At 69.9% G+C, this 24,788-nt stretch carries 22 protein-coding genes and 1 tRNA gene; 5 read left to right on the forward strand and 18 right to left on the reverse strand.

The window, feature by feature from the left end:
* Window positions 1-8: 8 nt before the first annotated feature.
* The 8 genes from ACIBCK_RS05375 to ACIBCK_RS05410 form a co-directional block, all read right to left on the reverse strand.
* Window positions 9-662 carry a LuxR C-terminal-related transcriptional regulator gene (locus tag ACIBCK_RS05375; RefSeq protein ID WP_399387270.1) on the reverse strand — a complete coding sequence of 218 codons (654 nt, stop codon included), beginning with the start codon at window positions 660-662 and terminating at the stop codon, window positions 9-11.
* Window positions 647-1,930 (reverse strand): sensor histidine kinase, encoded by a 1,284-nt coding sequence (locus ACIBCK_RS05380; protein ID WP_399386869.1) that lies wholly within the window; start codon window positions 1,928-1,930, stop codon window positions 647-649. Before ACIBCK_RS05380 ends, ACIBCK_RS05375 begins: the two co-directional genes overlap by 16 nt.
* A gap of 452 nt (window positions 1,931-2,382) precedes the next feature.
* Entirely contained in the window at window positions 2,383-4,047 is a 1,665-nt protein-coding gene (locus ACIBCK_RS05385) for an AMP-binding protein (RefSeq protein ID WP_399386871.1), read from the reverse strand.
* Window positions 4,048-4,100: 53 nt separating this feature from the next.
* Complete coding sequence (locus ACIBCK_RS05390) at window positions 4,101-4,601, reverse strand: DUF3592 domain-containing protein (protein ID WP_399386873.1); 501 nt, start codon at window positions 4,599-4,601, stop codon at window positions 4,101-4,103.
* Between the two features lie 119 nt (window positions 4,602-4,720).
* The gene (locus tag ACIBCK_RS05395; protein ID WP_399386874.1) at window positions 4,721-5,323 is read right to left on the reverse strand and encodes a lytic polysaccharide monooxygenase; all 603 of its coding nucleotides are present in this window, start codon (window positions 5,321-5,323) and stop codon (window positions 4,721-4,723) included.
* Window positions 5,324-5,388: 65 nt separating this feature from the next.
* Window positions 5,389-6,102, reverse strand: coding sequence for a nucleoside/nucleotide kinase family protein (locus ACIBCK_RS05400; RefSeq protein ID WP_399386876.1), 714 nt, complete (start codon window positions 6,100-6,102; stop codon window positions 5,389-5,391).
* Complete coding sequence (locus tag ACIBCK_RS05405) at window positions 6,089-7,279, reverse strand: SPFH domain-containing protein (RefSeq protein ID WP_399386878.1); 1,191 nt, start codon at window positions 7,277-7,279, stop codon at window positions 6,089-6,091. Before ACIBCK_RS05405 ends, ACIBCK_RS05400 begins: the two co-directional genes overlap by 14 nt.
* Before the next feature lie 97 nt (window positions 7,280-7,376).
* Window positions 7,377-8,681 (reverse strand): peptidoglycan-binding protein, encoded by a 1,305-nt coding sequence (locus ACIBCK_RS05410; protein ID WP_399386879.1) that lies wholly within the window; start codon window positions 8,679-8,681, stop codon window positions 7,377-7,379.
* A 233-nt stretch (window positions 8,682-8,914) separates the two neighbouring features.
* On the opposite strand from ACIBCK_RS05410, the gene ACIBCK_RS05415 reads away from it, so the two are divergent.
* From ACIBCK_RS05415 to ACIBCK_RS05430, 4 genes are all read left to right on the forward strand, one after another.
* Window positions 8,915-8,988 (forward strand) — tRNA-Lys (locus ACIBCK_RS05415).
* A gap of 78 nt (window positions 8,989-9,066) precedes the next feature.
* A complete protein-coding gene (locus ACIBCK_RS05420; RefSeq protein ID WP_399386881.1) occupies window positions 9,067-9,795 on the forward strand; it encodes a FadR/GntR family transcriptional regulator in 729 nt (242 codons plus the stop codon).
* 301 nt (window positions 9,796-10,096) lie between these two features.
* Window positions 10,097-12,082 (forward strand): glycosyltransferase family 2 protein, encoded by a 1,986-nt coding sequence (locus ACIBCK_RS05425; protein WP_399386883.1) that lies wholly within the window; start codon window positions 10,097-10,099, stop codon window positions 12,080-12,082.
* Window positions 12,079-14,019: a galactose oxidase-like domain-containing protein gene (locus tag ACIBCK_RS05430; protein ID WP_399386885.1), complete on the forward strand. Its 1,941-nt coding sequence runs from the start codon at window positions 12,079-12,081 to the stop codon at window positions 14,017-14,019. Before ACIBCK_RS05425 ends, ACIBCK_RS05430 begins: the two co-directional genes overlap by 4 nt.
* Before the next feature lie 99 nt (window positions 14,020-14,118).
* Here ACIBCK_RS05430 and ACIBCK_RS05435 read toward each other — a convergent pair whose 3' ends face one another.
* Entirely contained in the window at window positions 14,119-15,153 is a 1,035-nt protein-coding gene (locus ACIBCK_RS05435) for a glycoside hydrolase family 6 protein (protein ID WP_399386887.1), read from the reverse strand.
* 162 nt (window positions 15,154-15,315) lie between these two features.
* Here ACIBCK_RS05435 and ACIBCK_RS05440 point away from each other — a divergent pair, with 162 nt between their 5' ends.
* A complete protein-coding gene (locus ACIBCK_RS05440) occupies window positions 15,316-16,074 on the forward strand; it encodes an ANTAR domain-containing protein (protein ID WP_399386890.1) in 759 nt (252 codons plus the stop codon).
* A gap of 308 nt (window positions 16,075-16,382) precedes the next feature.
* Here the strand turns inward: ACIBCK_RS05440 and ACIBCK_RS05445 are convergent, their stop codons facing one another.
* From ACIBCK_RS05445 to ACIBCK_RS05485, 9 genes are all read right to left on the reverse strand, one after another.
* Entirely contained in the window at window positions 16,383-17,060 is a 678-nt protein-coding gene (locus ACIBCK_RS05445) for a class F sortase (protein WP_399386891.1), read from the reverse strand.
* 15 nt (window positions 17,061-17,075) lie between these two features.
* Window positions 17,076-17,639 (reverse strand): hypothetical protein, encoded by a 564-nt coding sequence (locus ACIBCK_RS05450; protein WP_399386893.1) that lies wholly within the window; start codon window positions 17,637-17,639, stop codon window positions 17,076-17,078.
* A 71-nt stretch (window positions 17,640-17,710) separates the two neighbouring features.
* Window positions 17,711-18,490: an HAD-IIA family hydrolase gene (locus ACIBCK_RS05455; RefSeq protein WP_399386894.1), complete on the reverse strand. Its 780-nt coding sequence runs from the start codon at window positions 18,488-18,490 to the stop codon at window positions 17,711-17,713.
* A gap of 71 nt (window positions 18,491-18,561) precedes the next feature.
* Complete coding sequence (locus ACIBCK_RS05460) at window positions 18,562-20,058, reverse strand: alkaline phosphatase family protein (RefSeq protein WP_399386896.1); 1,497 nt, start codon at window positions 20,056-20,058, stop codon at window positions 18,562-18,564.
* Between the two features lie 178 nt (window positions 20,059-20,236).
* Complete coding sequence (locus ACIBCK_RS05465) at window positions 20,237-21,322, reverse strand: 2-aminoethylphosphonate ABC transporter substrate-binding protein (RefSeq protein ID WP_399386899.1); 1,086 nt, start codon at window positions 21,320-21,322, stop codon at window positions 20,237-20,239.
* Window positions 21,323-21,364: 42 nt separating this feature from the next.
* A complete protein-coding gene (locus ACIBCK_RS05470; protein ID WP_399386901.1) occupies window positions 21,365-22,162 on the reverse strand; it encodes an ABC transporter permease in 798 nt (265 codons plus the stop codon).
* A complete protein-coding gene (locus ACIBCK_RS05475) occupies window positions 22,149-23,021 on the reverse strand; it encodes a 2-aminoethylphosphonate ABC transporter permease subunit (RefSeq protein ID WP_399386904.1) in 873 nt (290 codons plus the stop codon). Before ACIBCK_RS05475 ends, ACIBCK_RS05470 begins: the two co-directional genes overlap by 14 nt.
* Window positions 23,014-24,090, reverse strand: coding sequence for an ABC transporter ATP-binding protein (locus tag ACIBCK_RS05480; RefSeq protein WP_399386906.1), 1,077 nt, complete (start codon window positions 24,088-24,090; stop codon window positions 23,014-23,016). The genes ACIBCK_RS05475 and ACIBCK_RS05480 overlap by 8 nt, the downstream gene beginning before the upstream one ends.
* A complete protein-coding gene (locus ACIBCK_RS05485; protein WP_399386907.1) occupies window positions 24,087-24,788 on the reverse strand; it encodes a phosphonatase-like hydrolase in 702 nt (233 codons plus the stop codon). The genes ACIBCK_RS05480 and ACIBCK_RS05485 overlap by 4 nt, the downstream gene beginning before the upstream one ends.

A 24,788-nucleotide genomic window follows, 5' to 3' on the forward strand; every position in this document is an offset into this window, starting at 1 on the left:
TTCCCGGCTCAGGCCCGGAGATAGGCCAGGACCGCGAGGACCCGGCGGTGGGTTCCGTCCCCGGGGGGCAGGTCCAGCTTGCCGAGGATGTTGCCGATGTGTTTGCCCACCGCGGCCTCGCTGACGACGAGTTCGGCGGCGATCGACGCGTTCGACCTGCCCTCGGCCACCAGGCCGAGCACCTCGCGCTCGCGCGGCGTGAGCTGTTCGAGGGGGTCGCGGCGGCGTCTGATCAACTGCCGTACGACCTCCGGGTCCACGACCGTGCCGCCGTCCGCGACCCGCGTCACCGCGTCGGCGAACTGCTCGACCTGGCCCACCCGGTCCTTGAGCAGATAGCCGACGCCGGTGCCGTCGCCGGTGTCCAGGAGCTCGGCGGCGTACGAACGTTGCACGTACTGGCTGAGCACGAGGACGGGGAGCGTCGGCCGCGCGGCCCGCAGGGCGAGGGCCGCGCGCAGGCCTTCGTCCTGGAAGGTGGGCGGCATGCGTACGTCGGTCAGGACGAGGTCCGGTTCGTGCGCGTCGACGGCGGCGCGCAGCCCTTCCGCGTCGCCGAGCGCGGCCGGCACCTCGTGGCCGAAGCGGGTGAGCAGGCCGATGAGCCCCTCACGGAGCAGCACGCTGTCCTCGGCGACGACGACCCTCAGTCGGCGGTGGATGCTTGCGGGTGCTGGGCTCGGCACGGTATCTCCACGGACAGTACGGTCGGGCCGCCGGGCGGACTGGTGAGCGTCAGTGTGCCATCGAGCACCGCGAGCCGGTCGGCCAGGCCGGTGAGGCCGGAGCCGCGGCCGGGGTCCGCGCCGCCTTTGCCCTCGTCACGCACGTCGATGCGGAGAGTGCCCTGCTCGTGCCGTGCGCTGATGTGCGCGCGGGGCGCGTCGCTGTGGCGGGCGATGTTGGTGAGGGCTTCCCGGGTGGTGAAGTACCCGGCGGATTCCACGGGTTCGGGGAGGCGGGGCAGGCCGGCCAGGTCGGTGTCCACGGGGATCGGGGAGCGGTCGGCGGCGTCCTCGATGGCGGCGGCGAGGCCGTAGTCGACGAGGACCTGGGGATGGATGCCGCGGATGAGCTCACGCAGTTCCGTGAGGACGTTCCCCGCCTCGTCGTGGGCCGTGGCGAGCTGGGCCGCGAGGGGGCTGCCGGGGGCGGCGTCGAGCCTGGCGAGGCCCAGGGTCATGGTGAGCGCGACGAGCCGCTGCTGGGCGCCGTCGTGCAAGTCCCTCTCGATACGCCGCCGTTCGGCTTCGAAGGCGTCGACGAGGCGGGCCCTGGAGCGGGTGACTTCCGCCAGCTGCGTGGCCAGCTCGGCCTCGCGGGGCGCGAGGAGGAGACGGACGAGGGCGGCTCGTGCGGTGGCGTAGGCGCCGAGGGGGTGGAGCAGGGCGGCGAGCAGGAGGAGCCCGAGGAGAGCGGTGGCGAAGGCGTGCGGGTAGTCGCTGACGAGCCAGAGCTTGGCGGCGCGTATCTCGCCGCCGTCGACGGCGAGTTGGGCGGGTACGCCGATGAGGAGGGCGGGGGCGCCGACGGTGCAGGCGAGCACGAGGAGGTCGAGGGGCCACAGCACGAGGGCGAGCAGGACGGCGTACGCGAGCTCGCGCCAGGTGGCCTGCTCCCTGAAACGCACCTTGAACCAGGCGGGGATGCCGGGGGCTTCGGGGGTGCGGTGGGGTGAGCGGGCGGTGGGGGCGGGGTCGACGATACGGAGGCGGCGGCGTTCGATGGCGGCGATGGGGATGCCGGTGAGGGCGAGGAGGGGGAGGAGGGGTATCCCTACGAGGACGAGGGCGAGGGCGGCGCTGAGCAGGAGGGCAACCACCCCACCGACAAGAACCACCCCTCCCAGGAGTACACCCCCGAGCAGGTAAACCACCCCTCTCCAGGGCGCCCGACTCCGAAGCCCCACCCACGCACTCTCCCTGGCCATGGGGTCACGGTATGCGGAGGGTGCCTCGCGGGTGGGTCGGGGGCTGTTCATCTGTGGGTGCGGGGCCGCGCCGGTATGTCCGTCCTCGCTATCGTCCGGTGGCCGACTGGATACTCCGGCGAGGGAGCGCCGCGAACCGTGCTCCGGGCAGACATACCGCCACGTCCCCTCGCGTCTCACTGCCGACTGCAGGCGCGTGGCACTACCCCGCCCACCCGCCATGCCCACCGCCTCTCCCTCCCTCCATGCCGGTTTGGCCCCATCCCACCCATGCGCCATCTCCCCTACCCACCCCCGTCACCACGGGGTGATCGGGCGGGTGGGTGGGAGAGGCCTGTTCGGCACGGGGTGGATGCGGGGTGATCGGGCGGGTGGGTGGGAGAGGCCTGTTCGGCACGGGGTGGATGCGGGGCAATCGGGCGGTGGAGAGGCCCCCGGCGGCGAGAGCAAGCTCAAGCCGGCAGCAGGCCCTCGCGGCCCTGGGCGCGGTACTGGGCCAGCAGTGCGGACTCGTCGGCGGGGGTGAACCGGCGGTAGGTCCCCGCCCCGGGGGCGGGGCGCCACCAGACAGGGCCCCCGCAGCGGAAACCCTCCCGGCGTAGAGCAGAGCGGGCCACCTTGTTGGTGGCCGTAATGGGCATGCGCCCGACCACCCGCACGAAACGAGGCGCCATCTTCGTCCCCAGGTCCGGCTGGGACCAGAGGAACTCGGCGAAGGCGAGGGGCTCGAACTCCGCCCCCGCCCGCGGACAGACCGCGGCCATCACCTGATCCCCCGCCACAGGATCAGGCACCGCGTACACCGCGACCGCCGCCACCCCCTCCCACCGCGCGAGGATGTTCTCGATCATCGCCGCCGCCAGGTTCTCGCTGTCCACGCGGAGCCGATCATCCGTACGCCCCGCGAAGTAGAGGAACCCCTCCGCGTCCCGGTAGAAGAGATCCCCCGTCCAGTACCAGCCGTCCCGAAGCCGCGCCGCATCCGCCGCGGAGTTGCGCCAGTACCCCTCGAACGGCGTGCGCCCCTTGTTCACCAACTCCCCTATCGCCGCGTCCCCGTTCAGCAGCCTGCCGTCCGCCGCGAAGGCAGCGGCCGGGCACTCCTCCCGCGTCCCGGGATCCACCACCGCCAGCTCGTCCCCCGGCGCCGCACGCCCGATCGCCCCGGCCGGCGTATCCGGCGTGCGCTGGATCGCGGCCCCGCCCTCCGAAGACCCGTACCCCTCGACGAGCCGCACCCCGAACCGCTTCTCGAAGCGCGCCGCGTCCACCGCACCGGCCTCCGTACCGAAGCCCATCAGGAGGGGGTTGTCCGTGTCGTCGGGGCGCTCGGGCGTGGCCAGGATGTACTGCACCGCCCTGCCCACGTACGTGAAGTACGTGGCCCCATGCGCCCGTACGTCGTCCAGGAACGCCGAGGCCGAGAAGCGCCGCCGCAGCGCCACCCCCGCCCCGGCCGCCAGCGCGGGCGCCCAGTCCGCGATCACCGCGTTGCCGTGAAACATGGGCATGCAGATGTAGTGGACCCCGTCAGGGCCGAGCCTGAAATGGGTGGACAGGGAGTGGCCCGCAGCGGCGAGACGGCCCTGGGTGCAGATCGCGGCCTTGGGCGCCCCGGTCGAGCCGGAGGTGAAGTACAGCAGCATCCGGCGTGACGGGGCCGCCGTTCGCGCGATCTCCGGGCGCGCGTCCGCATAAGGGGCCAGCAGCTCCCCGTACGCCTCCGTGTCCGTCACCAGGACGCGCACGCCGGGGAGTTGGAGGCCGTCGAGGAGGGCGAGGTGCGTCCGTTCCGTGATCAGGACCCGGCAGTCGGTGTGCACGATGTCGCGGGCCAGTTCCGCGCCCCTGCGCGTGGGGTTGATGCCCGCGACGGCCGCGCCCGCGAGCGCCGCCGCACTCAGCCACAAGGGGTACTCGGGGGTGTTGTCGAGCAGCACGCCGACGTGCGGCTCGGCCCCTCCCGGCAGCAGGTCGGCCAGGAGCGCCGCCCTCGCCGCGGCGCCCGCCGCGACCTGGTGGTGAGTCATCTCCTGGTGCTCGAAGCGCAGGCCGGGGCGGTGGTCGCCCCAACGTGCCTGTACGAGTTCCGCGACGGTGCTCCCGGTGGACTTCATGGCCGCGCACCATAATTGATGAGCCGTCAGATGAGGAGAGCCGGGAGGGAGGGCTAGGGCAGGTCCGGCTCAAAGCCGTCGTCCGGCTCGAAGCCCTCGCCCGAGTCGAACACGTCGGCCGTGCCGAACATGTCGTTCGCCGTGACCATGAAGAAGATGCAGAAGGCCAGCATGACGCCGAGGAAGCAGAGCACGCCGATCGTCGCCGCCGCGCCTCTGGCGGGGCTCGGCGCGTGCGCCGTCGCCCGCTCGGGACGGTCCGCCGTGTAGTACACGGTGACGAAGTCGCCCTCGACGGTCGTCGCGGGCCCGTTCTCCTCCTCGAACCGGACGGGGCGTCCGGCGGGCGGTGTGAACTCGTAGACGTGGTGCAGCGTGGTCCTAATGTGGTTGCTGTCGCCGTGGCGGCTGGTCGTGGTGTATGTGCGCAGACAGCGCGCCTCCGCCGTCAGACCGCTCGACCACGCCTGCCGCACCTGCGTGTAGCGCCTGATCACCGTGACCGCCATCGCGATCACCGCGGCGCAGATCAACGCCGGCACGACGTAGAACATGAACTCCACTGCATCCCCCGATAAATTGTCGCCGGTACTGCTCCGCGTACGCCGTCCTGGTCGTGGACGGCGTACGCGGAACCTACCCGCGGGGGGTGCGCCAGAGCCTCAAGCCCTGCTCAGAACTTGACGTCGGAGCAGGCGTAGAACGCGTTCGCCGTGTCGTGGACCGTCCACACCGCGACGATCACGTGGTGTCCGCTCCTGCCGCCGGGAATCGTCCCGGAGTGCGAGAGCGTGGCGGGCGGCTGCTGGCCGTTGTAGGGGACGTTGAGGAACGGGGCCGTGTCGAGGGCGGCGCGGGTCACCGGCTTGCTCTCGTCCCAACCCTGCTTGGTTATGTAGTACTTGAAGTCGGTGGTGCGGTGACGTGCCGTGAACTGCCACCGGAAGGTGTAGTTCTGACCAGCGCTGACACTGGTCGTCGGCCAGGCTCCGCCGCCCGGCGCCTTCGGCTGGTTGAGCGAGTCGAAGCCGCCGATGCCCGCCGAGCAGATCTTGCCGTCGGCCGGCCCTGACGCCGGGAAGCCCTTGGGGCCCTCGACGCTCTGGGGTTCGTACTGGATGGAACCGCAGCCGCTCACCGTGCCGTTGGCACAGTTGATCTGGCGGCTGGCGGGCAGGTCGGTGTATCCGTGGCCGCTCGCACCGCCGGACGAGAGCGCGAAGGCCCCGACCGTGGTGGCGCCGAGCATGGCCGCGTACAACTTCTTGTTTCGCATGCTGCCGCTCCAGGGGAAACGTGGGGGTTCCGTGAGCCGTGCCTGCGGTCTAGACCAAGCCCAGATTATGGGCGGTAGTTGAACATGTCCATACCAACCGTGGAGACGATCCGATCGCAGCGATGACGCGACTTCTCCACGAGGTCACCGTTCGGGCTGTCGTTCGTCGCCACCCAGGCTGCCGCCCCGTCGGCCGTCCGGCCGCCCGCCAACTGCCGTTCGATCAGGCGCTGTTGGCGTACCTCTGCTGGTGCCGCCACATACCAGCACTCCCTCATCAGCTCCCGCGCCGCGCGCCAGCCGGGCAGATCGCAGGCGAGATAGTTCCCCTCGGTGACGACGAGCCTGGCGGTCGGCGGGACCCGGTGCCGGGCGGCCACCGGTTCGTGGAGAGTGCGGTCGTAATCGGGTACGTAGATGTCGTGGCCGGTGTCGGAGAGGACCCGGCCGAGCAGCGCTCCGTACCCCCGCACGTCGAAGCTCGGCTCCGAGCCCTTGCGGGAGGTCAGGGAGAGGCGCTCCAGCTGATCGTTCGAGAGGTGGAAACCGTCGAGCGGCAGATATGCGGCCCCCTCGCCGATCTCCGCCACCAGCGCCCGCGCGAACGTCGACTTGCCCGCGCCGGGCGGCCCCGCGATCCCGAGGAGGGTGCGGGGCCGGTCCGCGGTCAGCCGCCAGGCGTCCCGGGCGAGGTCCGCGAGGCCGGGGGCATCGGCGGTGGCTCGCTCAGGGGCGTGGCCGGGTACTACTTGCTCAGGGGCGTGGTCATCGTTCTCCATGCCCCGTATAGAACGCCACCGTCAGGTCCTTGACCAAGGCCTTGCGCTCGTAGTCGTCGAGCTCGACGAGGCCCCGGGTGGTCAGCCGGGTCACCGTGTCCTCGACGGAGTCCACCACCGAGGTCAGCACGCTGTCGCGATGCCGTGCGTCCAGGGCGGCGACCCTGCGCAGCCGCATGGTGTCGGCGATCTCGGGGGCGTACTCGATGCGGGTCGGCTGGGCGGAGAAGATCTCGACGCCGACCGGTTCGGTCTCCGCCGCGAGCATCCGGGTGAGCGCGTCGCCCACCGCGTCCGCGTCGCGCAGGGTCGGGGTGTCGTCGTGGAAGGCGTCGGCGGGCAGCCTGGACAGGACGCGGGCGGTCGCCGCCTCGACGCACTCGCGCAGATACTCCTGGTGGTCGGCGACCCCGAGGGTCGCGCGCGCCGCGTCCTTGACCCGCCAGACCACGAGGACGACGACCCGCAGCGCGACCCCGCCCCGGTCCACCGCGGGCATCGGCTCGCTGCGCCAGTGCCGCAGGCGTACGTCGACACGGCGGCGCAAAAGGAGCGGGTTGACCCACATCAGGCCGGTGCGGCGGACGCTGCCGCGGTACCGCCCGAAGAGGGAGAGCACCCACGCCGAGCCGACCCGGCCGCGGGCGAGCCCGCCGAACCCGAACAGGGCGAGCGCGCCCGACCCTGCGAGGGAGGCCCACTGCGCGACGCCGAGCCCGGCGTTCGTGTCGTAGCCGCCGTGCCCGTCGGGCCAGGGCAGCCCGGCGGCCCGCACCAGCGGCTCCGGCAGCACCCCCGCCCAGCACAGCGCGGCCGCGCACCCGGCGACCCCGGCGCTCCCGCCGAGCACACCGACCGCCCCGGGCAGCACGCGGGCCGGCCGCTCGCCGAGCGCCGGATCCACCTCGGGCAGCGGGCGCGCGGCCACCCTCGCCGGGGGCCGCCGGGCGGCGCGGGGCTGCTCCCCCGTCCCGTGCCGCCGCCCCACCACGGCGGGCGACAGCGAGACCCCGGGGTCGCCGGGATCGTCACGGAAGAGCAGATGGATGGGGATCTCGGTGGTGGCCTCGCTGTGGATCAGACGCGGCGGTCGCGCGACGGGCGTGTCCGGGGCGCCGGTGGTTCGCGGTTCCTCGGGCTGAGGGGCCTGTGACCGTGATGCCGCTGTCGCACTCATCCTTGCCTCCACCTCATACGTGCCTCGATCCCATCCACGCCCCGGTCCCCTTCGCGCCCCGGCCCCACTCGCCCCCCGGCGCCATCCACAACCCGGTTCATGCGAACAACCGCCGCCAGGTCTCGGGGCCGGGGAAGCCGTCCGCCGCCGCGCCCCGCCAGCCCTGCGCCCGCTGGAACGCCTCGACGTTGCGGCGGTCGCTCTCGCTCCAGAGCGGTCCAGGACCCTGTGCGTAGTGCTTGCCGTAGCCCTTCTTCACCAGCTGCCTGCCGAGCTTCTCCACCGACGGGCTCGGCCGGCCGGGGCGGAACACTCCCCTGCCGGGGTAGGCGGGCGCCCCGGCCTGGGGGGCCGCACCCGCGCGGGGGATGTCACGGCCCTTGCCCGTCATCAGGTACGACCAGGTGGCGGGGCCCGGCAGGCCGTCCGCGTCACGGCCGGTCCAGCCCTGCGCCAGCTGGAACGCCTGGGTGGCCCTGCGGTCGGCCTCGCTCCAGCGCGGGCCGGGCCCTGTCGTGTAGAAGCGCGCGCCGCCCCGCCCGATCAGCGCCTTGCCGAGCTGCGTGACGTACTTGTTGTTGGCGCCGGGGCCGAACGATCCCGCTCCGGGGTAGCGCGTCGCGGTCGCCGGCCCCTTGCCGCCCGGCGTAGAGCTCGTCACCTGTTTGTAGCGGTACGCCAGATAGCGGTTCGCATTGCTCCAATAGGCATAGGGAGTCGTCTGCTTCCGGGCGTGCGGGCGGGCCTGTTCGTACGCGATGTACTGCGTGCCCGCGGTGTTCGCCCAGCCGCCGAAAATCGTGACGTGCGACCCCTTCTCGGGGTTCGCCGGATTATGGAAGAGAAGGATGTCGCCGGGCTGCAGATCGCTCTTCGTAATGCGTACGGCGAACGAGGAAAGGCTGCCCGTCCATTCATTGGTGCCGAGATTCCAGGCCATGGACACATAGCCCGAGCAGTCCTGCCGGTATCCGTCGGACCAGTACGCGCTCATGCTGTACGGCACCTTCGCCGCGACCCACTTCTTGGCGCGGGCCATGATCTCGGCCCGCGTCGTGGCCGGCGCCGCCGACGCCACGGGGCCCGGGGAGCCCGGCGCACCGTGCAGTGCGCTCGTGTGGCCCTGCGGGCTGTCGGGGGCGGGGTCCTTCGCCCCCGGGTCCTCGTCCGCCGGAGCGCCCTGGATGCCCGGAGTCGCCACCGCGGGAAGCACCTGGCCGCCGCCGAGCACGGTGCCCGCCGCCGCTGCGATGACCAGGGCGCGCCGCGCGCCGTGCGCCGCCGGGTGACCGCCTTGCCGTACGGGGAGTGCGTGGGTCATGGCTCGTCGCCTGTGAATACATCCGGGGCAGTCGCAGTCGCTCTCCGGGTCGAATTCCTCGAATACCGGAGCAACGTCCATGCGATTCCCCTCACACTCCAGGAAAGAATGCCTGCGTCGCATCTGCACAGTCGTCAGCTTCTCAACTGTCCGGTGATATCGCATGTTGACGGTCCGAATGATGGAGGCGTCCGCATTCGGGCTCCCGGGCCCTCCCCCGGTCCGCCCCGGGGCAATGCGCGGAGGCACCCCGCGCGGGGCCGCGGTGGTCCGGAGCACCCGTCGGCATCCGGTAGAGTTCTCCAGGTCAGCAGGCGCCGCTAGCTCAGTTGGTTAGAGCAGCTGACTCTTAATCAGCGGGTCCGGGGTTCGAGTCCCTGGCGGCGCACAGACAGCGAAAGCCCTCCGTTCACACGGGGGGCTTTCGTCGTGCTGCCCCCGGTGGAGTTACCGCTACCGTTGCGCCATGGCGCGCGACATACAGGAGCGGATCAAGAAGCTCATCATCGACCAGCGACTGCCCTCCGGGGCCTCTCTGCCGACCGAGCCCGAACTGATGGAACACCTCGGCGTCAGTCGGAACTCCGTGCGAGAAGCCCTCAAGGCGTTGCAGGCGATGGGCATCGTGGAGATCCGGCACGGTTTCGGCACCTATGTCGGACCCATGTCGATGGCCCCCATGATCGAGGGCCTCACCTTCCGCACAGTGGCCGGCCACTACCGCGGCGAGGACAGCCTGCTCCAGCTCCTGGAGCTCAGGGAGGCCGTGGAGACCGGGCTCATCGCGCGCCTCGCCGGCCGTATCCCCGCCGCGGACCTGGCCGAACTCGACGCCCTCGTGGACCGGATGGACACCGAGGCGGCGGACGACGGTGGAGGTGAACGGCCGGGCGCCGTGCGCACCGAAACCGACCGAGCGTTTCACGCCACTCTTTACCGCTGTCTGCGCAATCCGCTGCTCGGCGAGGTCCTGGAAGCGTTCTGGGACGCCTTCCACAAGGTACGTACCGATCTGGTCGACGTTCCGCAGGACCCCAAGGTCACCTGCCGCCAGCACCGGGAGATCCTCGACGCGGTCCGGTCCGGCGATGTGCTCCGGGCCGAGCGGGCGATACGGGAACACTTCGGTAATATTCGAACGCGATTGAGCGCTCCTGTCCCAACAGGCAACTCAAATCGCTCGTATGACCGGTAAACCCCTTGTTTCGCCCTTGCGATCATGGCAAAGGGCGTAGAACCTTGTGCTGGAGCCATTGGCTCCCATGAGGCAGGCGGTGCGGGGCAGTTGGGGGCCCGCCCGAAGCCCGGACGGGGATGGGGACCGGGGGGTCCCGTTAACGATTGGATGCCGAGGGGGGCATCATGCAACCGGAAGGTAGCTGTTCCATGTCTAAGGGGACGGTGGCCTGCCACTGATGCGTCCGTGAAGGTCGGGGGACCGAGTCGGACGGAAAGACCAACGAACACGCGGACGACCGCGTGCGGGGGGATGACTCATGACGTCGACGCCGACGGGCGCCCGGCCGAACGACCCGTCAGAGACGACTCAGCTGCGGGTGCCATCGCACCGGACAGGCGGGTTCCGGCGTATCAAGAAAGCCTTGCCGAGGTACGACTACGAGCACTACAGCCGTCTCGCGGGGCCACTGACGCAGCCCGATCCGACCAAGCCGTACAAGGTGCAGTACCGCTCCCTGCTCTCGCAGGAACCGCACCGGATCAGAGCCGCGCTGATGCTGGGAGCGGCGCCGCTGCTCTCCCTCGTGCTGCTGGCCTGGCTGCTCCAGCCGACGCACTGGACGAAGCGTGACTACGTCGCCAACGACTGGCTGCCCACGCTCGACATCGTCATGCTCATATCCATCGGCCTGATCGAGTTCTTCCGCTGCATGAACGTGCTGTCGAACGCGCACGCCACGCTCGTAGCCCGTGACCCGATACCCGTGGTGCCCGAGACCGGCACCCGCGTCGCCTTCCTCACCTCCTTCGTGCCCGGCAAGGAACCCCTTGAGATGGTCACGAAGACGCTGGAGGCGGCGGTCAAGATCCGCCACCGCGGTCTGATGCACGTATGGCTCCTCGACGAGGGCGACGACCCCGCCGTCAAGGAGGTCTGCCAGCGGCTCGGCGTGCACCACTTCTCCCGCAAGGGGATAGCGAAGTGGAACATGAGCAAGGGCCCGCACCGCGCCAAGACCAAGCACGGCAACTACAACGCCTGGCTGGACGCGCACGGCGACGACTACGACTACTTCGCATCGGTCGACACCGACCACGTCCCGATGCCCAACTACCTCGAGCGGATGCTCGGCTTCTTCCGCGACGAGAACGTCGGCTTCGTCATCGGCCCGCAGGTCTACGGCAACTACGACAACTTCATCACCAAGGCCGCCGAGTCCCAGCAGTTCCTCTTCCACGCGCTGATCCAGCGCGCGGGCAACGCCTACGGCTCCCCCATGTTCGTCGGCACGAGCAACGCCGTACGCATCAGCGCCCTGAAGCAGATCGGTGGTCTGTACGACTCGATCACCGAGGACATGGCGACCGGCTTCGAGATCCACCGCGCCACGAACCCGAGGACCGGCAAGAAGTGGAAGTCGGTCTACACCCCGGACGTCCTCGCGGTCGGTGAGGGCCCCAACGCCTGGACGGACTTCTTCACACAGCAGCTGCGCTGGTCACGGGGAACGTACGAGACCATCCTCAAGCAGTTCTGGAAGGCGCCGTTCTCGCTGCCGCCGGGCCGCCTCTTCAACTACACGATGATGGTCATCTTCTACCCGATGTCCGCCATGAACTGGATCCTGGCCGCGCTCTCCTGCGCGCTGTTCCTCGGCATGGGCGCATCGGGCGTGAACATCGACCCGACGATCTGGCTGATGTTGTACGGCAACGCATCGGCGCTCCAGATCGGCCTCTACATCTGGAACCGCCGCCACAACGTCTCGCCGCACGAGCCCGAGGGCTCCGGCGGGATCGCGGGCATGGTGATGTCGGCCCTCTCCGCGCCGGTCTACGCACGCTCCCTGCTCGACGCCGTGCTGCGCCGCAAGAGCAAGTTCGTGGTGACCCCCAAGGGCGATTCGGCGAGCCCGGACACCCTGTTCGGCACGTTCCGGATCCACCTGTTCTTCATCCTGGTCTTCGCCGGCTCGATGGCCGCCGCGTTCGTGTTCGACCACGTCCACCCGGCGATGATCATCTGGGCCACGTTCGCCCTGCTCATCACGGCGGCGCCGATCTTCGCCTGGCGCTGGGGGATGCGGCAGGACAAGAAGAAGCGCAAGTCCCAGCACGGGTCCGGAGCTTCGGGGCCGCCACCTGGCGGCGGGGACCCGATGGTGCCGCAGCAGCGTGACTCCACGGCGCAGCTGCCGCAGGCACACCAGCCTCCGCACGCGCCGCACGCGCCGCAGCAGAAGCCCAGCTGGGCAGCGAACGACCAGACCATGCAGATCGCCCTTGGGGGACGTAAGAAATGAAGGACCGCTCCAGCCGCCGCCGCGCCCGCCGCATCGCGATAGGCGCGGCGGTGGTCATAGCGCTGGCCGGGATGAACGGCCCGTGGCTGTGGCGCGTGGGTTCGGAGAAGTACCACGACTACAAGATCAACAAGCCGGAGTACAAGGCCGACAACGGCCACTGGCAGGTCGTGAACTTCCCCGAGGAGTACCGCCAGAACACGATCCACGCGGCGCTCCTGCACACCGGCAAGATCCTCCTGGTCGCCGGCTCCGGCAACAACCAGAAGAACTTCGACGCCAAGAAGTTCGACACCCGCCTGTGGGACCCGGTCAAGAACACGATCAAGAAGATCAAGACGCCCGTCGACCTCTTCTGCACCGGCCACACCCAGCTCGCGAACGGCAATCTCCTGATCGCGGGCGGCACGCAGCGCTACGAGAAGCTCAAGGGCGACATCACCAAGGCCGGCGGCCTGATGGTGGTGCACAACGAAGACCCGGACAAGCCGATCACGCTGCCCGCGGGCACGAAGTTCACCGGCAAGAAGAACGGCAAGACGTTCGTCTCCAAGGACCCGGTGGTCGTCGAGCGCGCGAAGAAGGTCTTCGACAAGCAGACCGGCGCCTTCGTACGCAATGAACCGGGCCTGGGCCGGGTGTACGTGGAGGCGCAGAAGAGCGGCACGAAGTACGAGACGGGGACGCAGGACAACTACCGCGTGCAGGGCCTGAGCGGCGCCGCCACCCGCAACACGTACGGCATCGCGCAGAAGCTCGCCCTGGACAAGAAGGACTTCCAGGGGATCAAGGACGCCTTCGAGTTCGACCCGGTCGCCGAGAAGTACATCAAGGTCGACCCGATGAACGAGGCCCGCTGGTACCCCACGCTGACCACGCTCTCGGACGGCAAGGTGCTCAGCCTCTCCGGCCTCGACGAGATCGGCCAGCTGGTCCCGGGCAAGAACGAGATCTACGACCCCAAGACGAAGAAGTGGACCTACACCAAGCAGGTCCGCCAGTTCCCCACCTACCCCGCCGTGTTCCAGCTGGAGAGCGGCAGGCTCTTCTACTCGGGCTCGAACGCGGGCTACGGCCCCGATGACGTCGGCCGCAAGCCCGGCACCTGGGACCTGGAGAAGAAGGGCAGCTGGAAGGGGATCCCGGGGATGAGCGACCCCAATCTCCTCGAGACCTCCAACACGGTCGAACTGCCGCCCGCGCAGGACCAGAAGTACATGGTCGTCGGCGGCGGTGGTGTCGGCGAGTCCAAGAAGTCCAGCAAGAAGACCCGCATCGTCGACCTCCTGGACGACGACCCGAAGTTCACCGACGGCCCCGAGCTGGAGAAGGGCACGCGTTACCCGCAGGCCTCGACCCTGCCCGACGACACGGTGCTGATATCCGGCGGCTCCGAGGACTACCGCGGCCGCGGTGACTCGAACATCAAGCAGGCGCGGATCTACGACGCCAAGACCGGCGACATGCGGCGGGTCGCGGACCCGGAGGTCGGGCGCAACTACCACTCGGGCTCGATCCTGCTGCCCGACGGCCGCGTGATGTTCTTCGGCTCCGACTCGCTCTACTCCGACAAGGCCAACACCAAGCCGGGCGAGTTCGAGCAGCGCATCGAGATCTACACCCCGCCGTATCTCTACCAGGGCTCGCAGCCCACGCTCACCGGCGGCCCGGAGGAGATCAAGCGGGGCGGGTCCGGGACCTACAAGACCCAGCACGCCTCGTCCATCAAGACGGCCCGCCTGATCAGGCCGAGCGCCTCGACGCACGTCACGGACATCGACCAGACGTCCGTCGCGCTGGACCTGAAGAAGTCCGCGGGCGGCGTCACGGTGACGATCCCGAAGGAGAAGAGCCTGGTGGAGTCCGGCTGGTACATGCTGTTCGTCACGGACGACCAGGGCACACCGAGCAAGGCGCAGTGGGTCCACGTGCCGTAAGTAGCGCCCCGTAAGGGGCGCGGGGAACTGCGCGCTCAGCGCGCGAAAAGCCGCAGTCGCAACTGCCGGGGTCCCGGCAGTTGCGACTGCGGCTTTTCGCTACTTGGCGCCCGCGGCCAGCTTCAGCGCGTACTCAGGCCACCACTCCCCCGCCTTGGGGCCACCCCGGCACGTCCCGTCGGACTCACCGGGCCGCTTGATCCACAGGTACGCGTCGACCAGCGGGTCGCCCGTCTTGGTGGTCGGCGCCTCGCCCAGCGCGCGGCCCGGCGGGTTGCACCAGGTGTCCTTGCCCTTGGTGTACGCACCGTTGCCGTTGCGCGCGGTGTCGATGACGAACGGCTTGTTGCCGATCTTCGCCGAGAGCTTCTTGCCGAACTCCGTGCTCGCCTCGGTGGTCTGGAAGTTCGAGACGTTGACCGAGAAGCCGTCGGCCTGCTCGACGCCCGACCACTTCAGGGGCTCCCAGAGCGAGTCCGGGTTCTTCCAGCCCGCGTTGCCCGCGTCGAGGTACACCTTGGTGTTCTTCAGGGACTTGAGCTTCCCGATGGCGCCCTTGAGGAGGTCGTACCGCTCCTCGTGGAACTCCTCGGGCGTGCAGTTGTCGACCATGTGGAGCACGGCGTCCGGCTCCAGGATGACCGTGGCCCTGCGGTCGCCGATGCCCTTGGCGACCTGGTCGATGAACTTCCTGTACTCGTTGCCGTCGGCCGCGCCACCGCCCGAGTACTGACCGCAGTCGCGGTGCGGGATGTTGTAGAGAACCAACAGGGCGTCCCGGTCGGCCTTCTGGGCGGCCTCGGTGAAACCGCGCGCCTGGTCCTCCGCGTTCTCCGGGACGATCCATTCGGCGACCGGCTGCTCGGCGATCTTCCGGATGAGCCCGGCGTCGTCCTTCTTGCCGTCCTTCTCGTACGTGGCGACCTGCTTGGCCGCGTTCCCCTCCGGGTTGACCCAGTACGGATCGGAGCCCTTGGGCTGCTGCTTGACCGGCTGCCCCGAGGACCCCTCCTCGCCCGAGCCGTCATCGGAGGAGCACCCCGACAGCAGCAGCGCAGCCCCCGCAAACGCCGCCGCAGCCTTCACCCCCCGGGACGCGGTCCGATGACCGCGGCCGGTGTCTTTGTGGTACATCCACTCCCCCTTGGGTGCACTGTCCGATTCTCAATCCTGACATACGCACTCCCGGCTCACGAGGCCCGCCCGTCGGCTGCGGAGACCTGTAGGAGACCTGTTACAGCACGGCGCCCAGGGGGTAGGCGCAGTGCGCGGGGTGACGCTGTAGGGGAGGAGACCATGCGGGATCGCATCTCTGAACTACGGCTGGCCCACGTGCTTGTGGAGACCACGGACACCCTGGACGACGACTTCGACCCGGAGCGCTATCTCGACCGGGTCGCGGGCCACTGCGTGGAACTGCTCGACGCGTCGGCCACCGCCGTCATCTTCGACGCCCCCGGCACCCCCGCGCTCGCCACCGGTGGGCACCCCCGCGACCTCGCGCTCGGCCTGCTCGGTGCCCAGCAGAGCGGCGGGCCCTGCGTGGAGAGCCTCGGCACGGGGCGGCTCGTGGCGCCGGTGCGGCTCACGGCGGCCGAACCCGCCAGGTCCTGGCCGGAGTTCACCGCCCTGGCCCGGCGCCACGGCATCGGAGTGACGTACGCGGTGCCGCTGCGTCAGCGCGGGGCCCTGCTCGGGGCGCTCAACGTCTTCGTGCCCGAGGGTTCCCGGGGCCCGCACGCCACCAACGGTGAGCTGAGCCTGGCGCAGGCCATCGCCGACGCCACCTCGGTGGGGCTGCACAACCACCGCGCCTACACGGAGTACCGGACCCTCGCCACACAGCTCCAGGCCGCCCTGACCAGCCGCGTACGCATCGAACAGGCCAAGGGCATACTCGCCGAGCGCTGGCACACCGGGATGGACGAGGCCTTCGAGGCGCTGCGGCGGTACGCACGCAGAGAACGGCTGGTCATGGACGTGGTCGCCACCGAGGTGATCAAGGGATCGCTCGATGACGCCTCGCTGCGCGGCAGTTGGTCCGGGTCTTCCTGAGGTACGCCCCGTAAACCGCCGCCACCTGCGGTGATCACGGGGTGGATGCGGTTCACGACTTGGCGTCAATCCACCTCTAGGCTCCGGCTCTCATCCGTTCTACAGTCATCTCAACGGCCCAAGCCCCCGGCCTGATCGCCCATCCCGCACAGCGGGGTTGGCCACCGAACCTCCCGCGTCGGCGCCGGGTTACTCCCGCAGCTCGTGCGCGCGCGGTCGAGGACCAGCCCGGTCGACGGCTCCGGGGGGAGCGGGCCGCCGACCGGGCCGGGTTGTCCCGATCCCGGGACCATGCGCCCCTGCGTGCCCTACGACCCCACTCCGGTGAGGTAGGCGGACACCACCACGTTCGCCGAGTACGTCCCGGTGGCCCGGTCGAACGTGCCTCCGCACGTGATCAGACGGAGCTCGGCGCGGCCCTCCTCATGGGGGCCGTACGCCTTCTTCGCGTCGAAGTGCTTCCTGTTGATGACCTGGACGTCGTCCACGGTGAACTCGGCGACCGAGCCGTCGTCCCGGGTCACCCGGATCTTCTCGCCGGGGCGCACCGCGCTGAGGTCGTAGAAGACCGCGGGGCGCGTCTCGGTGTCGACGTGGCCCACGAACAGGGACGTGCCCTCGGCGCCGGGGCGCGTGCCGCCGCCGTACCAGCCGACGGCGCCCGCCTGCTCGAAGGGCGGCGGATCGATGGCACCGTACTGATCGAGCCCGCGGGTGATCACGGGAGCCCGTACCCGCAGCGAGGGGACATCGACGCGCAGCGGCCTCGCGGCGCCCAACGGTTCGTGCGCGTCCGGGAGTTCGACGGCGAACGGCCGGCCGACCGCCGCCACGTCGCCGTTCGTGGGCTCCGAGACACCGCCCCGTACGTCGGTGATCTCGCTGCCCCACAGCCAGAGCCCTACGAGCGCCAGCGCCCAGGCGATCCCGGTGAGGAAGCGCCCGTGCCCGGTCGGCCTCTCATGGTCCGCATCGTGACCTGCCATGTCGCTCGTCGCCCGTCACTCGGAGCGGCGCCGGCGCACGCTGCGCACGGCCACGGCCACGGCCGCCACCCCTGCGAGGACCAGGCCGATCACCGCGTGCCGGGTGCCGGGGCCGGCCTCCTGGGCGTGCGCGGCCAGCTCGGCGGAGCCGCCGCCGCCCGCGCGGACCGGCGAGCGGGGTTCGGCGTTCTGCTGGTTGGGGGGTTCGGCGTTCTGCTGGATGACGCGCAAGGTGCCCACGCCCTGGTGCGGGTGGCCGTCACAGACGACGGTGACGTCGTGCGTACCCTCGACGCCGTCCCGGATGGTGGCCGAGCCGTTCAGGGTGTACTTGTCACCGTCCCTGCCGGTGAGCTTCGCGTCCCCCGTGAACGCCCCCGACCCGGCGGACCCGGTCGTGCCGTCGCAGCCCGTGACGCTGATCTCCACCTTCGCCCCGGCGGCCACGGTGTCCGGTGCGACCGTGGCGTGCACCTTGGCCTCGTCATGGGCGTACGCGGGCGCCGTGGCGGCCATCGGGAGCACGGCGAGGACAGCGGCCCCGGCTATGCCACACAAGGTGAGTGATCCTTTACGCATCGTGAACCTCCTGTTCCGAGGTTCACGCGCGGCGGCGGCTCACGCCTCCCGTGTGCGGCAAACGGGTGGTTCTACACGCGATCGACCAGGTCAGCGATGGAGTCCACGATGTTGGAAGGACGGAACGGGTGCTGGTCGATGTCCGCACGGCTCGTCAGGCCCGTGAGCACCAGGAACGTCTCCATCCCGGCCTCGAGACCGGCGAGGATGTCCGTGTCCATGCGGTCGCCGATCATGGCGCTGGTCTCGGAGTGCGCCCCGATCGCGTTCAGGCCGGTCCGCATCATCAGCGGGTTCGGCTTTCCGGCGAAGTAGGGGTTGCGGCCGGTGGCCTTGGTGATCAGTGCGGCGACGGCCCCGGTCGCGGGCAGCGGGCCCTCCATGGAGGGCCCGGTCTCGTCGGGGTTCGTGCAGATGAAGCGGGCCCCGCCGTTGATCAGCCGTACGGCCTTGGTCATGGCCTCGAAGGAGTACGTACGGGTCTCGCCGAGCACCACGTAGTCCGGGGCGTGGTCGGTCAGGACGTACCCGATGTCGTGCAGGGCGGTGGTGAGACCCGCCTCGCCGATGACGTAGGCCGTGCCGCCGGGGCGCTGGTCGTCCAGGAACTTCGCGGTGGCGAGCGCCGAGGTCCAGATGTTCTCGACGGGCACTTCGAGGCCCATGCGGTTCAGCCGGGCCTGGAGGTCGCGCGCGGTGTAGATCGAGTTGTTCGTCAGGACCAGGAAGGGCTTGCCGGACTCACGGAGCCTCTTGATGAAGGAGTCGGCGCCGGGGATCGGAACGCCCTCGTGGATGAGCACGCCGTCCATGTCGGTGAGCCACGATTCGATGGGCTTGCGCTCTGCCATGGGGTGCACTCCTGCGGTGTACGGGTTGGCTGGGGCGCCGGGACAGCGCTGTGCCGACGCCCCCACCCTAATCAGGAAGCGATGATCGTGACCCCGTCGATCACCCAGTACCAGTTGTTGCCGCCGGTGTAGCGGAAGCGGACCTGGGCCTTGGTGGCGCCTGCCGGGACCTGGAGAGCGATGCTCTCGACGACGGACGGGGTGTCCGCCGTGTACGTCTTCACGACGGCCGGGGCGCCTCCGTCGTACGAGACGAGCACCTCGCCCTTCTGCGGGGCCTCCTGGCGGTAGTACGTCGTGTAGGTGAGGGTGGCCCGCGCGCCACCCCGCACCTCGTACGGGGGGCTGACGAGCGTCGAGTCGAAGGTCCCCGAGAAGGACTTGTCGGTCCACTCGTCGCCGTCCGCGACCGCGAAGACGTTGCGTGCGCGGATGTTGAGCTCGCGCTGCTGGTCGCGCTCGGTCTTCGTCCAGAACTCGTCCGTGGTGAAGGACCAGCCGCGCCATTCGGTGATGCCGCCCGTGCCCATCCGGGAGTTGTCGACGCTCCAGCCGCTCGGCGGTGTGTGCGTGAAGCCGATGACTCCGGCGCCGATGCCGGTCTCGTCGACGGGCCCGGTCAGCTTGGCGCGCAGGGCGTCGAACGCGTCCGGCGTGGGCTGCTGCACGGGGCGGCCGTCCAGGCCCCAGGCCGGGTCGATCGCGACGCCGAGGTGGGCGAGGGCGCTGGCGGCGATGTCGGGCATGCGGATGTCGTGGCGTACCGAACCCACCGTCACCCCGCCACCGGTGGCGATCATGAAGGTCTGGCGCTCGGGCCAGCTGGAGCCGCCGTGGCCGCCGGCGTCGGTGTGCCCGTGGTCGGCGGTGATCATGATGAGCCAGTCCTCTTCGCCGTACGTGGCGCGGGACTTGACCGCGGCGACGATCTGCCCGACCTGGGTGTCCGCGCCGTGGATCGCGTCGAGATAGGCCTGGCTCGCGGCGCCGCTGTCGTGGCCCGCGTGGTCGATGTTGTCGAGCTGGACGAAGACCGCGTCGGGGTTGCCGCCCTTGATCTCGGCGACGGCGCGGGCGGTGGTCCCGGTGTCGTACTCGGCGCTGGGTGTGGAGACCCGGGTGTCGACCTTCGCGGAGAAGACGATGTCGGTGATCGGGGCCCAGGACGAGACCGCGTAGGTCCGCAGGTTCGGCTTCGCGGCCTCGATCCGGGTCATGAAGTCCGGGTAGGCGGCGAGGTTGTGGCCGGTGAACTCGTTGTTCACGACCCGGTGCTTGTCGGGCCAGACGCCCGTGATGAGCGTCGACCAGCCGGGGCCCGACGAGGTGGGCGCGAGCGGGTTGGCGTAGATGCTGCTCGGCGCGGTGAGCCCCGCGCTCATCAGGCCCTTGAGCGCGGGCGCGTCGGCCTCCTTGATCCTGCCGAGCAGGGCGCCGTCCAGGCCGATGACCAGGACCTTGGGGGTCTTGGCCGCGGCCCTCGCGACGGCGGCGAGTGGTCCTGCGGCCACCGCGATGGCGGCGGTGGAGACGAGGAGCGAGCGGCGGGATATGCCGTGCGACGACACGTGGTCCTCCGAGGTGCGTAGGGGGCTGGCGTTCGTGAGGGGCTGGCGTTCGTGAGGGCGGGCGCACGCCAACGCCCCTGGAGAACCAGGGGCGTTGGGTCCATACCCGTTATCTTTTCGCTATCGAACCCCCGGGGCCAAGGGGTCGACGGTGAACTCTCGGTGCGTCGGTGAACTCTCAGCTACCGGTCGCCGACTTCCAGTCCTCGACATACGTCTGGAGGTTCTTGGAGATGTCGGACCAGTCCGGCTCGAAGACCTCGACCCCGTCGACGATCTTGTCGAGGGCGACCGCGTTGGGGTCGGTGGCCTTGATGTCCTTGCGCGCGGCGAAGCCGCCGCCGATCTCGCTGACCTGCTGCTGGGCCTTCTGGCCGAGCAGGTAGTCGAGGAACTTCTTGGCGTTCGCGTTGTGCGGGGCCTTGTTGACCAGGCCGGCCGCGTAGGGCAGCGCGAAGGTGGTGGGCTTGCCCCCCTCCTTGGCCGGGAACCAGAGGCCGAGGTTCGGCATGTCCTTGGACTGGGCGTAGTTCATCTGGACGTCGCCGTTGGCGGCGAGGAGTTCACCCTTGTCGACCTTGGGCGCGAGCTTGCCGGTGGAGGCGGACGGGCCGACGTTGTTCGTCTGGAGCTTCTTCAGGTAGTCCATGGCGGGCTTCTTGCCGCCGAAGTCGTGCATCGCCTTGATGAGCACGGCGGTGCCGTCACCCGCGACGCCGGGCGTGGAGTACTGGACCTTGTCCTTGTACGCGGACTTGGTGAGGTCCTCCCACGTCGTGGGCGCCTTGCCGCCGCCGAGCTCCTTCTTGTTGTAGATGAAGCCGAAGTAGTTGTTCACCACGGAGGTCCACTTGCCGTCGGGCGCCTTGTCGGCACCGTCGACCTGGTCGGAGCCCTTGGGCTTGTAGGCCTGCAGCAGGCCCTTCTCGTCGGCCTGCTGGATGAACGGCGGCAGGGTGATGAGGACGTCGGCCTGCGTGTTGGACTTCTCGCGGACGGCGCGCTGCACCATCTCGCCGGAGCCGCCCTCGACGTAGTTCACCTTGATGCCGGTCTTCTTCTCGAAGTCCTTGAAGACCTGGTCGTACCAGCCGTCGCCGTTCTCACCCTTGAGGCCGTCGGCGCTGTAGACGGTGACCTCCTTCGCGTTCGACGCGGAGGACTCGCCGCCGCACGCGGTGAGGGACCCGGCGAGGACGAGGCTGCCGGAGACGGCGGCGAGCGTGCGGACGTGTCGGACTCGGACTCGGGTAAGGCGTGACATGACGTTGTGTGCTCCTTGAAGCCTGGGGGATGAGGTCGGGGCTCAGCGGTAGGAGGCGCGGGTGCGGATGCGGGAGACGCCGAAGAGGACGAGCAGCGTCGCCGCCATCAGGACCACCGCGACGGCGGCACCGGTGAAGAGGGAGCCGCGGTCGGTGGCCGCGTAGATCTGCACGGGCAGCGGCATCCAGTCCGGCGGGTAGAGCATCATCGTGGCGCTCAGCTCGCCCATGGAGAGCGCGAAGCACAGGCCCGCGGCCGCCGTGAGCGACGGCAGCAGGAGCGGCAGCTTCACCCTCCACAGGACGTACGAGGGCTGGGCACCGAGCGATGCGGCGGCCTGTTCGTACGCCGGGTCGAGTCGCACGATGGCAGCCGAAACCGACTGGTAGGCGAACGCCGTGACAAGAATGGTGTGCGCGAGGATCACGATCCAGCGCGTGCCGTTGAGGATCATCGGCGGCTTGCTGAACGCGACGAGGATCGCGAGCCCGACGACGACGGAGGGCACGGCCACCGGCAGCATGAACAGGGTGTCGAGCACCCGCTTGCCCACGTTCTTCAGCGAGGCCGCGGCGAGCGCGGCCCAGGACCCGACGGCCAGCGCGAGCAGGCTGGCGCTGACGGCGGTGACCAGGCTGGTGGTGAGCGCCTTGAGCGATTCCCCTCGGGTGGCGGACTCGTAGTGCCCCGTGGTGAATCCGGACGGAAAGGCGCCGGACCAGTGCGAGGAGAACGAGGCGGCCAGGATCACGAGGAGGGGCAGCGCGAAGAGAGGCAGGAAGAAGACGAAGAAGAAGACCCAGGTGGCCAGCTTCCCCTTGCGGCTATGCACCAACACGACGGCTCACCACCCGGTAGAGGCTGTAAAGACCCACGGAGATCGCGATGTTGACCACCGCGACGACACAGGCCGCCGGATAGTCGGACTCGAGAATGGCCTTGCTGTACACGAGCATCGGGAGGGTCGTGACCCCCTTGGCTCCGGTGAAGAGGACGATCCCGAACTCGTTCAGACACATGACGAGTACGAGGCTGCCGCCCGCGGCGAGGGCGGGCAGCGCCTCGGGCAGGATGACCCGCCGGATGACGCGGCCGGGCCTGGCCCCGAGGCTCGACGCCACTTCGAGCTGCGCGGTGTCGATCTGCGAGAAGGCGGCGAGCAGGGGGCGCATCACGAAGGGCGTGAAGTACGTGATCTCGGCGAGGAGAACCCCCCACGGGGTGGTGAGGAACTGGAACGGCCCCTCGGCGGCCCCGGTGGCGTCCGTCCACATGCCGTTGGCCATGCCCTTGGTGCCGTAGAGGAACAGCAGGGCGAGGGTGATCAGGAACGACGGAAAGGAGAGAAAGACGTCGATGAACCTGGCGACGGCTTTCCCTCCCGGGAACGGTACGAAGGCGATGATCAGCGCGAGCGCGAACCCGAGCACGAGACACCCGACGGTGGACCCGACGGCCAGCCACACGGTGGTGCCGAGCGCCTCCCGGAAGGCGTCGGAGGCGAAGACGTCGGAGTAGGGCTGGAGGGAGGTCCCGCCGGTGTCGGGCTGAACGGACTGCTGGACGACGAGGGCGAGGGGGTAGAGGAAGAAGAGGGCGAGGAGAGCGATGGGGGGCAGGGCCCATACCCACCTCGGCACCTTCAGGGGCGGCTTGCCCTTCTGCGCGCGGGGTGCGGTCAGCGTGGCGCTAGCCATCGGTCACCCCCGCACCCAGCAGCACCCCGTCTTCGGGCGCGAAGTGCAGCGTGACCTCGTCACCGATACCGGGCGGCGTCCGCAGCTCCCGGAGGTCCGCCTTCACCCGCTGCCCGGCGACATCGACGTACAACCGGTGGGTGGCCCCCCGCCATTGGACCTCGGCGACGCTGCCCGTCAGGGCGTTGGGGCCCTCCCCCAGGCCGACCAGATGCGGCCGCACGCACAGCGTGGCCGTGGCGCCGGGCGCCGCGTCCGCCGTGTCGACCTTCAGGTCGGCGCCACCGAACGAGACGGTGCCGGAACCCACCCGCACCGTGAGGAGATTCGCGTTGCCCACGAAGGACGCCGTGAACTCGGTCCGAGGCGCCCGGTAAAGCTCCTGGGGCGTGCCACAGTCCTGAAGGCGCGCCTTGTCCATGACGGCGATGCGATCCGCCAGGGTCAGCGCCTCCACCTGGTCATGGGTGACGTACAGAATGGAGACGTCGGGCAACTCCCGGTGCAGCCGGGCGAGTTCGCCCAGCATCCCCGACCGCAACTGCGCGTCGAGCGCGGAAAGCGGCTCGTCGAGCAGGAGCACCCCCGGCCGGATGGCCAACGCCCGTGCGATGGCGACGCGTTGCTGCTGCCCTCCGGAGAGCTCCCGGGGAAACCGCTTGGCGTACGAGGCCATCCCCGTCATCTCGAGCGCCTCGGCGACCCGCCCCGGGATCTCGGACTTGGCGACCTTCTGCGCCTTCATGCCGAAGGCGACGTTCTCCTCGACCCGCATGTGCGGGAAGAGCGCGTACTGCTGAACCACCATTCCGATGCCCCGCTGATGCGGCGGAAGGCCGGTGACATCGCGCTCCCCGATGAACACCCGCCCGGACGCGGGCCGCACGAACCCGGCGACGGCCCGCAGCGCGGTCGTCTTTCCCGAGCCCGATGGCCCGAGCAGGGCCATGACCTCGCCGGGCTCGACGGTCAGGTCGAGCGAGTCGAGCACGGTGTTCTTGCCGTAGGCGACCGAGACGTTCTCGAAGCGGATACCGCTGTGCACGCGCGTGGGGGTGCTGCCGCTCATCCGTCAACACCCCTGAGTGTCTCCGGGAGTTCGACGACCGATCCAAGGACGTGGGTGGCCCCGGCCCCCCGTAGCGCCTCGGCGTCGTGCGCCCCGGTGAGGACCCCGGCGACCACACCGGCCCCGGCCCGCACCCCGCTCCTCATGTCGTACGCCGTGTCGCCCACGACGGCGACCTGCCGGACGTCGTCCACCGCGCCCGTGCGCAGGAAGGCGCTGAGCACCATGTCCGGGTAGGGCCGCCCGCGGCCGCCCGCGTCGGCGGGGCACAGGGTCAGCTCGACCAGGTCCCGCCAGCCGAGGGCGCCGAGGATGGCGTCCTGGGTGACCCGCGCGAACCCGGTGGACAACACCACGGTCAGACCGGCCGACTTGAGCTCCTCGATGGCTTCCCGCGCGCCGGGGATCGGGGCGATCAGGCCGCCGTCGACCAGCTCCCCGTACGCCTTCTCGAAGGCCACGTTGGCCCGCTGGGCGAGGGCCTCCTCGCCGAACAGATACCGGAAGACGGAGATCTTGGACTCGCCCATGGTGGCGCGTACATACTCCAGCTTCTCGGCGTGGTCGGCCGAGCCGGGCTCGACGCCGAGCTCCCGAGCGGCGGCCGCGAAGGCCTGCTCGACGAGGCCTCCGTCGGCGACGGTGGTCCCCGCCATGTCCAGGACCACGAGGCCGATGCTGCTGCTGCGTGCGGTCAT

Source organism: Streptomyces sp. NPDC051218 (assembly GCF_044455475.1).
GTDB lineage: Bacteria > Actinomycetota > Actinomycetes > Streptomycetales > Streptomycetaceae > Streptomyces.

Coding starts and splice junctions, on each gene's coding strand:
- ACIBCK_RS05475 (WP_399386904.1), bottom strand. CDS start 23,021: ATGGCTAGCGCCACGCTGACCGCACCCCGCGCGCAGAAGGGCAAGCCG.
- ACIBCK_RS05440 (WP_399386890.1), top strand. CDS start 15,316: ATGCGGGATCGCATCTCTGAACTACGGCTGGCCCACGTGCTTGTGGAG.
- ACIBCK_RS05485 (WP_399386907.1), bottom strand. CDS start 24,788: ATGACCGCACGCAGCAGCAGCATCGGCCTCGTGGTCCTGGACATGGCG.
- ACIBCK_RS05445 (WP_399386891.1), bottom strand. CDS start 17,060: ATGGCAGGTCACGATGCGGACCATGAGAGGCCGACCGGGCACGGGCGC.
- ACIBCK_RS05465 (WP_399386899.1), bottom strand. CDS start 21,322: ATGTCACGCCTTACCCGAGTCCGAGTCCGACACGTCCGCACGCTCGCC.
- ACIBCK_RS05405 (WP_399386878.1), bottom strand. CDS start 7,279: ATGAGTGCGACAGCGGCATCACGGTCACAGGCCCCTCAGCCCGAGGAA.
- ACIBCK_RS05425 (WP_399386883.1), top strand. CDS start 10,097: ATGACGTCGACGCCGACGGGCGCCCGGCCGAACGACCCGTCAGAGACG.
- ACIBCK_RS05455 (WP_399386894.1), bottom strand. CDS start 18,490: ATGGCAGAGCGCAAGCCCATCGAATCGTGGCTCACCGACATGGACGGC.
- ACIBCK_RS05480 (WP_399386906.1), bottom strand. CDS start 24,090: ATGAGCGGCAGCACCCCCACGCGCGTGCACAGCGGTATCCGCTTCGAG.
- ACIBCK_RS05395 (WP_399386874.1), bottom strand. CDS start 5,323: ATGCGAAACAAGAAGTTGTACGCGGCCATGCTCGGCGCCACCACGGTC.
- ACIBCK_RS05390 (WP_399386873.1), bottom strand. CDS start 4,601: ATGTTCTACGTCGTGCCGGCGTTGATCTGCGCCGCGGTGATCGCGATG.
- ACIBCK_RS05385 (WP_399386871.1), bottom strand. CDS start 4,047: ATGAAGTCCACCGGGAGCACCGTCGCGGAACTCGTACAGGCACGTTGG.
- ACIBCK_RS05380 (WP_399386869.1), bottom strand. CDS start 1,930: ATGGCCAGGGAGAGTGCGTGGGTGGGGCTTCGGAGTCGGGCGCCCTGG.
- ACIBCK_RS05400 (WP_399386876.1), bottom strand. CDS start 6,102: ATGGAGAACGATGACCACGCCCCTGAGCAAGTAGTACCCGGCCACGCC.
- ACIBCK_RS05420 (WP_399386881.1), top strand. CDS start 9,067: ATGGCGCGCGACATACAGGAGCGGATCAAGAAGCTCATCATCGACCAG.
- ACIBCK_RS05410 (WP_399386879.1), bottom strand. CDS start 8,681: ATGGACGTTGCTCCGGTATTCGAGGAATTCGACCCGGAGAGCGACTGC.
- ACIBCK_RS05435 (WP_399386887.1), bottom strand. CDS start 15,153: ATGTACCACAAAGACACCGGCCGCGGTCATCGGACCGCGTCCCGGGGG.
- ACIBCK_RS05430 (WP_399386885.1), top strand. CDS start 12,079: ATGAAGGACCGCTCCAGCCGCCGCCGCGCCCGCCGCATCGCGATAGGC.
- ACIBCK_RS05450 (WP_399386893.1), bottom strand. CDS start 17,639: ATGCGTAAAGGATCACTCACCTTGTGTGGCATAGCCGGGGCCGCTGTC.